General features: G+C 33.9%; 7 protein-coding genes. 6 read left to right on the plus strand and 1 reads right to left on the minus strand.

Annotated features, from left to right (window positions below; translation table 11 throughout):
• The first annotated feature begins 1,020 nt into the window (after positions 1–1,020).
• The 3 genes from gatA (at position 1,021) to ACP6PL_RS09395 (ending at position 5,463) form a co-directional block, all read left to right on the plus strand.
• Positions 1,021–2,493: an Asp-tRNA(Asn)/Glu-tRNA(Gln) amidotransferase subunit GatA gene (gene gatA / locus ACP6PL_RS09385; RefSeq protein WP_426544846.1), complete on the plus strand. Its 1,473-nt coding sequence runs from the start codon at positions 1,021–1,023 to the stop codon at positions 2,491–2,493.
• 886 nt (positions 2,494–3,379) lie between these two features.
• A complete protein-coding gene (locus ACP6PL_RS09390) occupies positions 3,380–4,294 on the plus strand; it encodes an alpha/beta hydrolase (RefSeq protein WP_426544848.1) in 915 nt (304 codons plus the stop codon).
• Between the two features lie 665 nt (positions 4,295–4,959).
• A complete protein-coding gene (locus tag ACP6PL_RS09395) occupies positions 4,960–5,463 on the plus strand; it encodes a tellurite resistance TerB family protein (protein WP_426544850.1) in 504 nt (167 codons plus the stop codon).
• Positions 5,464–5,563: 100 nt separating this feature from the next.
• On the opposite strand, the gene hpsP is transcribed toward ACP6PL_RS09395, so the two are convergent.
• Positions 5,564–6,748 carry a hormogonium polysaccharide biosynthesis glycosyltransferase HpsP gene (gene hpsP, locus ACP6PL_RS09400; protein ID WP_426544852.1) on the minus strand — a complete coding sequence of 395 codons (1,185 nt, stop codon included), beginning with the start codon at positions 6,746–6,748 and terminating at the stop codon, positions 5,564–5,566.
• A 1,411-nt stretch (positions 6,749–8,159) separates the two neighbouring features.
• Between hpsP and hpsE the strand changes: the two genes are divergently transcribed.
• The 3 genes from hpsE (at position 8,160) to ACP6PL_RS09415 (ending at position 13,321) form a co-directional block, all read left to right on the plus strand.
• The gene (hpsE, locus tag ACP6PL_RS09405) at positions 8,160–9,977 is read left to right on the plus strand and encodes a hormogonium polysaccharide biosynthesis glycosyltransferase HpsE (protein WP_426544854.1); all 1,818 of its coding nucleotides are present in this window, start codon (positions 8,160–8,162) and stop codon (positions 9,975–9,977) included.
• A gap of 484 nt (positions 9,978–10,461) precedes the next feature.
• Entirely contained in the window at positions 10,462–10,575 is a 114-nt protein-coding gene (locus ACP6PL_RS09410; protein ID WP_426544856.1) for a glycosyltransferase, read from the plus strand.
• A 1,504-nt stretch (positions 10,576–12,079) separates the two neighbouring features.
• Positions 12,080–13,321 (plus strand): glycosyltransferase, encoded by a 1,242-nt coding sequence (locus ACP6PL_RS09415; protein ID WP_426544858.1) that lies wholly within the window; start codon positions 12,080–12,082, stop codon positions 13,319–13,321.
• Positions 13,322–13,824: the final 503 nt, after the last annotated feature.

A 13,824-nucleotide genomic window follows, 5' to 3' on the forward strand; every position in this document is an offset into this window, starting at 1 on the left:
CTTCTCTTGGTCGATTGGATATGGCGTTTAGCGTTCCGCACAACGCGCGTTAACGGCTGTCGCCGACATGAAAAGCGTAGCGGCTCTGCAAGAGCGGGAAACCCGCTCCTACGGACCCGCTTCGCTAACGCCATCTCATCCTAAGGTAATGCTCCGCAAACGACCGCTTGTTTCTCCTTTAAAGGAGAGGCTTTAAACCTTAATTATTGGGTAAAACTACGTTTAAGGCTGTCGCTGAAATCAATTTGGAGCATGACATAGGATGGTATCGCGAGCTTTCCCGATCTTACAAAGCCGCTTCGATATCCAATCGACCAAGATAAAAAAAATTCCTTTTAGCCCAATCATTCTATTGCAGAGGAGTTCAAGAATTAAGAATTAAGAATTTAGAATTTAGAATTTAGAATTTAGAATTACCTCTCCTTGAAAAGAAGAGGATTGACGAACAGGAAAATTTTTATTTATTATCCCCTTTTCAGGGGATGCTTTAAACCACAATATTTCGGTAATAATTAATTATTAATTGTTGAACTACTCCCTATTCCCTAAATTTTTTATTGCAGGTATTTTAAATAGACAGAATATAAAGCTTGATTATTAAAAATGTAATAACTTGAGAAAATTAATAATTTTTAATGTAATAGCTAATTCCTGAATCATTGCTTTGCTATAACATAGCCATAACATTTCTCCAATCTATGAGGTACACAAGTTTTTGATTTTAGGGAATAGATAATTGAGAAGAGGAAACTACCAAATACTAAACGCACCATTTCCATTTTAGGTCATAAAACCTCTGTCACCCAGATGAAAAGCGGGAGATGAATCGTTGCCTATCAATCAATTAAGTGAAGAAAGTGATTGTGAACAGGGCTAAGATTTATGCTAAAATTCACCTTGCGATAATTCCTGTATATTTCAGGGAAACCCTAAAAAGCAAGAATCTCCCGTTCAATCTATATTTTTAACGGTTAAAGTGTCAAAATCTAATAGTTGAATTTTAGGAATGACGGTATAGGCATGGCATCCATTAGCGAGCTACATCAACAACTAATCAGTAAAGAACGCTCTGCTGTAGAAATTACTCAAGAAGCTCTGGAACGCATCAACCAGTTGGAGCCGAAGTTGAAAAGCTTTATCTGTGTTACGGCAGAAAAGGCCATCGAACAGGCCCGTCAGGTGGATGCCAAAATTGCTACAGGAGAGGAAATTGGACCTCTAGCAGGGATTCCGATCGCTGTTAAAGATAATATGTGTACCCAAGGTATCCCTACTACTTGTGGTTCTAAGATTCTAGAAAATTTTATTCCGCCTTATGAATCTACGGTAACTCAAAAACTTGTGGATGCTGGGGCAGTAATTTTAGGTAAGACTAATCTAGATGAATTTGCCATGGGCAGTTCAACAGAAAATTCTGCCTATCAAGTCACCGCTAACCCCTGGGATGTGGAAAGAGTACCAGGGGGATCTTCGGGAGGTTCCGCAGCAGCAGTGGCATCGGAAGAATGTGTAGTGGCATTAGGGTCAGATACAGGTGGCTCAATTCGTCAACCAGCATCTTTTTGTGGAGTGGTGGGAATGAAGCCTACTTATGGTTTGGTTTCTCGCTATGGGTTAGTAGCTTACGCTTCCTCTCTGGATCAAATAGGTCCTTTTAGCAGAACTGTGGAAGATTCTGCTATTTTGTTGCAGGCGATCGCTGGTTATGACCCAAAAGATTCTACCAGTCTGAATGTTTCTATCCCAGATTACACTAAAAATCTGAGACCTAATTTAAGACCTAAAGGGCAAATTAGAATTGGTCTAATTAAAGAGACTTTTGGTGAAGGTTTAGACTCATCTGTTCTTCAAGCTTTCACTAAAGCAGTGGAACTACTGCAAGAGTTAGGAGCAGAAATTCAGGTAGTTTCTTGTCCGAGATTTCGCTACGGTTTACCTACTTATTATGTTATTGCTCCATCAGAAGCTTCGGCAAATTTAGCCCGCTATGATGGGGTCAAATATGGTTTCCGTACTCCTGAGTCGGAAAACCTCTTAAATATGTATGCCAAGACTCGTGCTGAAGGTTTTGGTTCAGAAGTTAAGCGCCGAATTATGATTGGTACTTATGCTTTGTCGGCTGGGTATTATGATGCTTATTATCTGAAAGCTCAAAAAGTCCGTACTTTAATTAAGGAAGATTTTGATAAAGCTTTTGCTCAAGTAGATATTTTGGCTTGTCCCACTTCTCCAACTACAGCATTTAAGGTGGGTGAAAAAACTGATGACCCACTGAGTATGTATTTATCTGACTTAATGACTATTCCAGTTAATTTGGCTGGTTTACCTGCTTTAAGTTTACCCTGTGGTTTTGATCGACAAGGATTACCTATTGGTATGCAATTGATTGGTAATGTTTTGAAAGAAGGTTTACTGTTTGAAGTTGCTCATGTTTATGAACAATCTAATAACTGGTACAAACGTCAACCTCAACTTGATAAGGTTATTTTTTAGTTTTTATTGATGAAGCATTAGGGGTTGATAAAGTTAATCGCTTAAAAGTCATTAGGAATGAGGATTTTATTATCTACACCAGTTAAATTTCGTAAACTCCATATCATCTGAGTTCTTTCAACAAAATTGTGGAGTTTATTTAATTCTCATTCCTAAACCTCATCAACCTTGAGACTTAGAGTTCTTATCTGAAAGTAGAAAAAACTACAATCCTTGAATTTTGATCTGTTATGAACATTTTCCCCAAACTATGGTTTTCAATCTAGACAAAGTTTAAATAGTGGCGTGAAGCAACTAAAATGTTGCATTGCAATAGTAGGGGAAGAGGTACGGACATTTTATACAAAGGCCGTACTCAATGAAGCTCAACAAACATTTAATCAGATACCTCCCCCATGCCAACGATGCTATAGCAATCCTAGATTAGGTTGTGTCGGCCTAGTAGATTGACGTTAAAATTTATTTTTATGTCAAATTAAGAGACATTAAGAGACTGAACGTAGGAAGGAAAAGATTTATGATAACTTTACTCTTTTTACATAAAGAAATCTAGAAGAAACAGGGTTTAGGGAATTGGGTGTTTGTAACTCTTGACTAATTAGGGTTTGCTGAAAAATTCTTATGGGTGAGGGTAGGAGTCAGGAGTCAGGAGTCAGGAGTCAGGAGTCAGGAGGAATGGAAATTATATGAGGAAGCATGAGAAAGAATAGTCCTTTGATTTTTCTGCGATAATCTACCCAAAATGCTCACTTGATTCCGCTTTATCAACCAAAAACCTGGTACTTTTTCCAGATCTAAAATTGCTCAAACCTTTATCCGTCAATGCTTTGATATTTAATCAGCAAGCCCTAATTAAGCAGACATAATCTAATTATAAATTTTTCTTATGTGGCAATCTCATATTTTTTCTGTTGTGGAGTGGCTTTTAATTATTGGAATAATTGGAGTTATAGCTTATATTGCTATCTGCATATTTCTAGTTTTTATGCAACAGCGATTTATATTTTTCCCTAGTTCAGTTATAGAAATAACACCAGAAAATGTAAATCTTCCATATCAAGAAGTTTGGTTATCTGTCTTTCAGCAAAAAGGCAAGTTGGAACGAATACATGGGTGGTGGATACCTGCTAACTTTTACAGATCAGATTTTCCAAATGTAGTTTTATATTTCCATGGTAATGGTGTCAATATAGGAGCGAATGTTGAACAAGCTTATAAATTTCATAAATTAGGTTTTGATGTCTTGTTAATAGATTATCGAGGTTATGGGCATAGTAAAGGGAATTTTCCTAGTGAAGCGCAGATTTATCAAGATATAGAAATTGTATGGAATTATTTGGTTAATCAACGCCAGATTAATCCGCAAAATATATTGGTTTATGGTCATTCTTTAGGTGGAGCTATTGCTATTGAGTTGGCTACAAGACACCCACAAATGGCAGGATTAATCATTCAAAGTTCTTTTACTTCTATGCAAAGTATGGTCAATTATCAGGGTGGGATTTATAAATTTTTTCCCATAAAACTCCTACTACATCAAAAATTTGACTCTATTTCCAAACTAAGGAAATTAGATATACCAATTTGCTTAGTTCATGGAGCAGAGGATATGTCAGTTCCTGCCTATATGAGTGAACAATTATTTGCAGTTACTCCTGCTGAAATTAAAGATTTATATATAGTTCCTGGTGCAGATCATAATAATGTTGCAGGGATTGCTGGTAATGAATATTTGCATAGAATTAATGAGTTTGTTAATCAATTAAAAAATCATTCACTCGACAGCAAACAGGTTTTTTGAAAGCGATATAATGTAATATTTACCAACCATAAAACAGCACTAAAATATAGATATATCTATGTTAATAATTTAGTGAATTAACCACTACATTGACTATTATTAATCATCTAAGTATAGACTATATTCAAGTTTTAATATTTACTTGGAAAACAATTTTTTTAGTAAAAATTTTATTAGTGTGGATCAGCTGCATTGGTAATTTCAGAAAACTTCATGAATTTGGTTTCTAACTCTACTGTCTAATTAGCAAGATTACGTCAAAATATAGACATGAAAATTAAGTGATATGACCATAAAAATACCTTAGCTACAAATACAGGATTTCCCGTTATTATGAGGTACAATAGCTGGATTTTTGACGGGGTAAATATTTTTTGTTTGTTCCCCCACTCCCCTACTCCCTAAAACCGTCAATATATTTACCTCGTAGCTGTGGAAACTGCTGTATTTCTGTTAAAGCTCCATAAAATATCTAGTTTCTTATGCACAGTTTCAGTACAAATTCCACATTCTTAATATTAACTTTATAAATATTCTATAAATCTACCATAGACAAAAGGTAGTGTTGACAAAAAAATAATCCTGTGATAGAAACGATAAGCTGTGTAAAGCTGTTATTCAAGATAAAATAGTACAAAAATCAACAAACAATAAATTAGGAGACAATGCCTAAAATGAGTTTATTAAATAAGGTATTTGAAGCTTACAATGCACATCGAGTTGCATTCTCACAACCTGAAGCAATAGCAGCTATTGCAGTATCTGCGATTGCCTCAGATGGTTATCTTTTAGAACAAGAAACAGAACGAGTGATAGTGCTTTTGTCTCAAATGGAAATTTTTAAAGGCTATTCAGAAAAACAGATTACAAATATGCTTAATAGGTTGTTAAATACACTTAGCGAAAAAGGAATTAACAATTTAGTCGCTATAGCCAATGATTCACTACATCCGGAGTATAAAGAAACAGCTTTTATGTTAGCTACTGACATAATTTTAGTAGATGGGGTTTTATCTGGTAAAGAACAAGTGTTTTTAACTCGTTTGTGTCAGGTCTTGGAAGTATCTACAGAAAAAGCTTCAACAATTTTTCGAGCCAAATCAGAAATCCATCAAGTTACTAAAAAGAAGTCTAGAAAGTACAAAATTAATCAAAATTTTGAAAAGTAGATAAAATGTAGTTTCATCAGAAAATTATTAACATAGACAGACCAGATAACTCAGAGGTCGTTAATAAATATTTACTATGACTTTTGAGCTGTTGATTAAGCTATTTACGGGCAATAATTTTTTCGTAAGCTTTAATAGTTTGTGTGGCGATCGCCTGCCAACTATAACTATTTTTAGCTAACTCTTTAGCATTCAAACCCCGGCGTTTCCTTTCTGCTTCATTCTGCAAAGCTGACTTAATTAAAGTAGCCATATCTTCTATTTGACAACCACCAACCCAACCTGCTTCTGCTCTTACCACATCCTGACAAATATGAACCTGATCAGAAATTACTACTGGGGTTCCTGCTACCATTGCTTCTGCTACTGCAATACCAAAATTCTCATAATAAGAAGGCAATACAAATAAGTCAGCAATTTGTAATAAACTTGTCTTTATTTTTCCTGTAACAAACCCAGTTATTATTGTACATTTAGCAAGAGGAGAAGCCTTTATTTGTGAGTTAATTTTTGCTTCATAATTAGGGTCTTGAGGATTTGCACCTGCTAAGATAAATTGAAAATCTATCCCTTCTACCAATAACTTTTCTAAAGCAGGTAACAATAAATCTAGCCCTTTTTTCGGTTCAATGCGAGACATAAACAAAATCATGGGATGTTTAATTTCTATCCCTTGAGATTGGAGATAATTAGCCAAATTTTCATTTTCAATCTTATCTGGAGGGTTAACACCTAAAGGAATTACTAAATCTTTTGTAGATAAACCAAATCTTTCGGAAATTTTTGCCTCTTGTGTAGTGGTAAAATGAAGCCCAGCAGCATGAGCAATATTCCGCTTTTCTAACAAAGAAACATAAATTTTTTTGAGTTGTTTTTTCTTACGTAAATCAGCGGGATCTAAAGTTCCTAAAGGTCTTAAAATATAGGGTAAATTATTACTCCTAGCAACAGTTGCAGCTATAGTAGTTACTGGTGAAAAAAGAGCATGAATATGAGCCAAATCAAAATCAGCAGCGTGTTGATTTAACCATTGTAATAATTTTAGAGAAAACTTATAGCGACGGAACGGAGAACAACGAAAATAACGAATTTGATAACCGTTTTGTGTAACAGGTATATCAAGGGGAACATCTAAAGGTGGCTGACCAGCATCTCCATTAGAATCTGTGGTGAGAATAGTAACGTCTATATTTTGAGCAGCAAGGGCGGTAGAAAGTCCTAAAACCATTTGACTCGGACCCCCATAAACAAGAGAGATAGATGGTACTATTTGTAATATTCGCATAACTTTGTCCTATTCTCCTCAACTAAACCTCAAAGTTATAGTAGAGGCTTTGAACCTCACTATTATATGAATAAATCCCTGAAATTTATAAACCTCATCTATCTTAGATGCTACTCAGGCTTCGGCAGTTGATGATGACCCTTTACCTTTGTATAACGCACATAACTGCGATGCCAATGGTCTACTGAATATATTTAAGTAAACACTTCAACCTACTTAAAGTAAAGTAGAACAAATTTATTTCTCCAACATATTAGTGCTTGGTTGATATCACCGTTGAGACTTGCTCTGAACAATCTTTTATTATAACGCAAGTTTCGCAGGAAGATATAAAAATTTAGCCAATTTATAAATTCGTTCAACAAAGCCCAAATTCTTTTCGCAAATAGTAAGTAGGTAGGTGAAAAAATTTACAAGTATGTCATTGCGACTGCAGCGGAGCGGAAAGAAGCAATCTCAAGGGTTTCAACTGCTTTAACATTTCGTTACATAGTGACGTTTATTCGCGCATACCTACTTACATTAAAACTCAAGATATTTAAGTATTGAGGACTTACTGATTAAATATCAAAGCATTGACAGATAAAAGCAAGTACCTTTTTGGGCTCGAAAAAAGTCCCAGGTTTTCAGTGCTTGAAACTCATCTATTTTGGTATGCATAAGTAGACAAGATTTTATCTCCCCACACTTCCCACACTTGCCACTCCTCGAACTCTACTTTTTTTCAGCAAACCCTATTGACTTATGTTATGTGTAGCGCTAGGTATATCTCTCCGTAATCCTCACCTGATGTTAATTTATTTACTTTGATTACAAATCTAACCAGATATTTTTAAATTATAAAGAAAAAATTAAAATTTTTAAAAGCCTCATTACTTTAAAAAATATAATTTGTCAAGTTTTTTAGTAGCAAATTTTAATAAAATAATTAACCTTAGAGAACAAAGCCAATCAGGTATGTAACAAATAATTAAACATTAAGTCTCTTCATAGAAAATTTATAAATTTCTGGGTAATCTTTACCGATTCTTCATAAAAAACAAGAAATAGGGAAGTATATTATCAGATGTAGGACTAATAAAAAATCTCAAAAATACCCGTAAACTCTTGGATTAGTCAGGGAAATTGAAGTATAAGTTAGAACATTATTGAATAATCATCGCTATAGATTACTCAGATTTTTCTTCCTGTTTACTCCTAATTAATTCTGTGTTTAACTTTGCTTCATTTTCTATATATTAGGTTTGTTGTAATAGTTTTAGAGTTAGTTAGTCTTATTGTTTGAAAAAATTGCTATAAACGCCAATCACTTAGGCAAAAGATAAATAATTTAAAAACTACTCAGTTACTATGTAAATACAAATACTGAGTGGGAGGATAAAAAAACTTTAGTTGAGGTGCAAAATTAAATATGAATAGAGTTGATTTCACAGTTGCTATCCCTACCTATAATGGGGAAACTCGTTTACCAGACGTACTAGACAGATTAAAATCACAAATAAACACTGAAAACTTTTCATGGGAAGTAATCATAGTTGATAACAACAGCACAGATATGACTGCTAAAGTAGTAGAAAATTATCAAGCTGACTGGTCTAAATTAATTTCACTGAGATATGTTTTCGCACCAAAACAAGGTGTAGAATTTGCTAGACAAAGAGCCATCGAAAAAGCAAGAGGAGAACTTATTGGTTTTCTAGATGATGATAATTTACCTGATGCTGAATGGGTTGCTCAAGCTTATTGTTTTGGTAAAAAAAATCCTCAAGTTGGTGCTTTTGGCAGTCAAATACATGGAGACTTTTTTGAACAAAATTATGAGTCAAAAATCCCAGAAAATTTGAAAGAAATAGCCTGTTTTTTAGCAATTGTAGAACGAGGCAATAAACCACATCTATATAACTCCAGGAATAAGATATTACCTCCTATTGCTGGAGTCGTAGTTCGTAAACAAGTCTGGCAACAAGCAGTTAGGAAGAAATTATGCTTAAATCATACAGACAAAGCAGCAGGATTAGCTAGTAAAGATTTAGAAGTACTGAGGAATATTCAGCAAGCAGGCTGGGAAATTTGGTATAACCCAGCAATGATGGTTTATCATAAAATTCCTAATTCCCAACTAAAAAAAGATTACCTACTAAACCTAATGCGTTGTGTAGGTTTAAGCAAACATAGCCTGAGCAAGATGACTCTCAAAAGTTGGCAGAAATCTTTGGCTTTTTCAGGTTACATTGGTAATGACCTTCGGATATTAGTCCTTAACTCAATTAAAAAAGGTGAGTCAATAAAAGCTGATGCTATTACTCATTACCAGACAGAATTTTTGTGGAGAACTATCAAAAGTCCTTTCTTATTCTGGAACAAACAAAAAAAGGCTAAAACAAAAGTATCTAGTTATCAAACATTCCCTGAAGATGAATATTTGTTAGAACAAATTGCCACAGCTTTTGAAGAAAAAAGCTTCATTCTTCATGCCCAAAAGATATTGCCTATTGGTGAGGAAGATTTCCATAGTGAACATTTAGAAATTCTTCTGCGACTTCAGGATAAAATAGGAAATATAATGTTACCTGGTCAGTTTATACCTACTGCAAAACGTTATAATTTGATGATAACTATCGATAAATGGGTAATTGGGAATTTATTTACTCAACTTTCCCAAGCAGCTCGAAGCAATAATAATTGTGTATATGAAATTAATCTCAGTGCTGCTAGTGTTAATGATGAAAAGTTTATAGATTTCTTGTCTCAGCAGTTTGATCTGTATGAAATTTCGCCAGAAACAATTAGTTTAGGAATCAGTGAAAGTATTGCTCTCGCTAATATGAAGCAAGTGGCAAAGCTAATTAGTGTTTTCAAAGAAGTTGGTTGTCAGTTTACCTTAGACAATGTTGGTCGTGCCAACTTAATGCCTGATTATCTCAAAAAACTACCTATAGATTATCTAAAAATTGATGGTAAATTAGTAAGGGGAGTTACTAATAATCAGGAAAATTTCAGAGGGATAGAACAAATCCATAATCTAGGTTATCAACTAGGTATTAAGACGATTGCAGAAGCTGTTGAAAACAGCAATATAATGGCAAATATTAAAACATTAGGAGTCGGTTATGCTCAAGGCTATGCCATAGATTATCCCCAACGTTTATTGGCTGGAAAGAAAATGAACATAGGGAATTCAAACATAAATACAGTAAATTATCGGACTCTACAACCAGCAGTGGCATAATTTTTCTGAAATAAATCGGCGGTTATGGCAGGTGAAACAAAGATTAGGATAATTAATAAAAAGTATGGCTATCTAAAAGTTATGTTTTCTGATTTATATCCTAATCTATAGTTCACTTGAACTGCTACAAATATAAAATAAGTTACTATAAAAAATAACTTTTTACTTTAAAAGTCTCTATGAAATAGGTGCAGTTTACAGAATAATTAAGGTTTAAATTCTCTCTTTTAAAGGAGAAATAAGCGGTCGTTTGCTCCCATGAGTAGAATGGGATAACTTTTGCTTACCCAAAGCTCCGAAGTGCGCCATATCCAATTGACTAAGAGAGAAAAAATTTTCCTTTTATTTAATCCTCTTTCTCTTAGGGAAAGGTAATTATCAATTATCCATTATTGAAAGTGCCTATCTCTATTATTAATGGGTCAAAACTTTTACCAAAGGTTTTGGATAAATTGTTAGATAAAATTAATACTGAACATTTTTTTTGGAAATTATTCTTGTTGATAATAATAGCAAAGATAATACAGCGGAAATAGTTAAAAATTACCAAAAAAATTGGTCATATTTCTATTCTTTAAGGTACTGTTTTGAACCATAACAAAGATAGATAAATCTGAGCATACTTATTGTTGACATAATTCTGGTTGTTGACGTAATTCTGGAGGAATTATACCAGCCAAACTAATTTTATCAGAGCAATAATTTATTAATTAGTTCTTTGGTTTCATTCCTAATATAATTTCCATTACTATTTTCTACAAATTGTCTCTAATAATACTGATATAGCATTTCCCAAGCTAGTCAGGTACAGATATTGATAATTAAATTTTATTAGTGCGAGCATCTTGCTCGCGCAGGTGTACCTCAATAGGGTGAAATCTGCTATATTTTTTTTGTTATTATCAATAGTCTAATTTTTGACATGATTATTATGAAAACTTATTTGATAATTTGACACCTAATATAATGTGCTCCGTCCGGGGGAGCTACGAATTGCGGATAATTAGTTATAATAAGCCTTACTTCATTCTAAATTTACTCTTTCCCTCCTGACTACTGATTTCTGACTCCTGACTTGTTCCTAATGATTTATAACTATTCAACCTAACATGATATAAGATTATACAGATTTTTTTATGATTACTATCAATAGATAATATAGCAATTCTCAAAAAGCTTGAGGTACAAAATTTTATGTTTGAAGGAACACTTAACTGGAAATAGGGAATAAAAAGACAAAAATATAACTGTACTTCACGACCTTGGAAAATGCCATAGCATACTTTTAGGTTAGAATGCTTGGAGTTAATTGCTGATAATTTGATAGCTGATTATATGTAGGGTTCGCCGAGCCTAGCGTTAAACAATTAATGATTAATGATTAATTATTACTTCTCCTTGAAAAGAAATAGGATTGACTAAAAGGAAAATTTTTTCCCTCTTGGTCGATTGGATATGGTTAGGTAACCTATCCATCACATCCTACATAAAAAGTGGAATGGCTCTGCTTTATTCGGGAAACCTCACCATCTATCGACCGCTTATTTCTCCTTACTCATGAGAGGCTTTAAACCTTAATTATTCGGTAACTATATCGCCTAGACAATAATTTTTCAGTAGGAAAAACGTAATCTTTTCAAGATTAGTGTCAAGAATTAATTAATTATATTGACTTATCAATACATATATAGTAATCCTAAATTATAGTAATCCTAAATGATTTGTGAGAATTTTTCTAATAGTTAAGATTGACGAAAAACCTTGAAAATTATGACTCTTGACTCTTGAGTCCTAAGTATCACAAAAATATTACAATTGAAATAAGATTGCTATACAAGACTACCCATAAACTATTGCATAACAAATACTTAGAGATTATTCAGTTTTTATTTTCATACCTTAGTTCAACAACGGCAAAAATCTTAGAGGTTGTTTGTAAAGAATTATGAAGTATTTTTACCTCTCGCAAACTGAGTATTTTAGCCTGTAAAATCTGGGATAAATAACCAAGTTGTTACACTTTAAAGGGCAATTATTGTACATTACAAAACTTTACAAACAGTTTCTTAACTAGAAACTATGTTATCCAATTCCTCTAAGCTATGCCAGATCAAAAATCACTCAAACCTCTTTTAATACCAGCATCTGGATCTCTCATAGTTCCCCCTTTATTTTCTAATTTAACAGAAATATCCCTTAAAAACCTGATTCAGCAGACAGCAGAAGCATCACAATCTGAGATTTGGTTTTCTTTAGTTTTGCCTACTTATAATGAAGCTGAAAATATTGAAAGAGTAGTCAATAAGCTTTGTGAGGTACTGGATAGAGTTTTATCTCAACGTTACGAGTTGATTGTCGTCGATGATAATAGCCCTGACTTAACTTGGCAAATTGCACAAAAACTGATGGAGCATTATTCACAGTTGCAAGTCATGCGCCGTCAATACGAACGTGGATTATCAACTGCCGTGATTAGAGGCTGGCAAAGTGCCCGAGGAGAGATTTTGGGTGTAATTGATGCTGATTTACAACACCCACCTGAAAGTGTATTAGAATTACTGGGGAAAATTTGCCTGGGTGCAGATTTGGCAGTAGCTAGCCGACATACCGAAGAGGGTGGTGTTAGTGATTGGAGTTTTATGCGACGTTTTTTGTCAAGAGGGGCGCAAACCGTAGGGTTGTTAATCTTACCTAACACTATTGGTAAAATTTCCGATCCTATGAGTGGGTACTTTCTAGTCAGACGAAAGGCGATCGCTGAATGTAAATTAGATCCAGTGGGATACAAAATTCTAATTGAAGTTATTGCTAGGGGCAATATTGGGCGCATTGCAGAGGTAGGCTATGTTTTCCAAGAGCGTTTAGACGGCGAGAGTAAGGTGACTTGGCGACAATATAAAGATTATATTCATCATCTCTTGAGACTGAGAATTTATTTATGGCCATTTAGTCGATTTATTCGCTTCGGAATTGTTGGCCTAAGTGGAGTCTTTGTGGATATGATTGTTCTCTATTTACTGAGCGATCCAACTACTTTAGGGCTGGGGTTGACTCGAAGTAAGTTTGTTGCAGGAGAGTTAGCAATTCTTAATAATTTTGTTTGGAACGATCGTTGGACATTCAGTGATTATTCTCGAAAACAAAAAGGTAGGTCTAAACTATTAAGACGATTCTGTAAATTCAACATTGTTTGTTTAGCTGGTTTGTTCATAAATGTTTTGACTTTGAATTTAGTGTTTAATTTTTTCTTGCCTAATCGATATTTAGCAAACCTAATTGCAATCGTTGTAGCAACCCTATGGAATTTCTGGGTTAATCTGAAATTGAATTGGCGTACTACCTAAAAATTATTTCTAGGTTTTTAACAGAAAATCATTTAAAAGATTTAGTAGACTCAATAAACTTCAACCGTCTATAAAATCTGATAATTTTATCAAAATAAGTTGATTTAATAAAAGATTTAAATGTATTAATAAAAATAGGTATCATCAATTAGCAGTCAAATTATTAATTATAATTATCCTAAGTCTAGGTATTTTTTTCCACTTTAACAATTTAGACGACAAAATCTATTGGCACGATAAGTAAGTCGGCTCAGAAAAACATAACTATATTCAGTTTTGTAAACAACCTTGAATTCCAACTAAATAGCCTTTTTGAGTTAAGTTTACATTCTGTTACATAGTTTGGTTTATTTCCGCCAACCTACTTAATTGAATTGAATAGAGAAACTACTGCACCACCCAAAGCTACACTTCTAGATTCAGATATATAGCCAGTTAGAGATTCAAGGGTAGTGTATTCGTATGTACAATAGACCGGATGTCAGTGGGAAATAATTCTATGA

Source organism: Dapis purpurea BLCC-M126 (assembly GCF_050015975.1).
In the GTDB taxonomy this organism is placed as follows: Bacteria; Cyanobacteriota; Cyanobacteriia; order Cyanobacteriales; family Microcoleaceae; genus Trichodesmium.

Bases quoted from the DNA above. Each gene is read 5' to 3' on its own strand.
- ACP6PL_RS09390 (WP_426544848.1), top strand. From the start codon at position 3,380: ATGTGGCAATCTCATATTTTTTCTGTTGTGGAGTGGCTTTTAATTATT.
- hpsE (WP_426544854.1), top strand. From the start codon at position 8,160: ATGAATAGAGTTGATTTCACAGTTGCTATCCCTACCTATAATGGGGAA.
- ACP6PL_RS09415 (WP_426544858.1), top strand. From the start codon at position 12,080: ATGCCAGATCAAAAATCACTCAAACCTCTTTTAATACCAGCATCTGGA.
- gatA (WP_426544846.1), top strand. From the start codon at position 1,021: ATGGCATCCATTAGCGAGCTACATCAACAACTAATCAGTAAAGAACGC.
- hpsP (WP_426544852.1), bottom strand. From the start codon at position 6,748: ATGCGAATATTACAAATAGTACCATCTATCTCTCTTGTTTATGGGGGT.
- ACP6PL_RS09395 (WP_426544850.1), top strand. From the start codon at position 4,960: ATGCCTAAAATGAGTTTATTAAATAAGGTATTTGAAGCTTACAATGCA.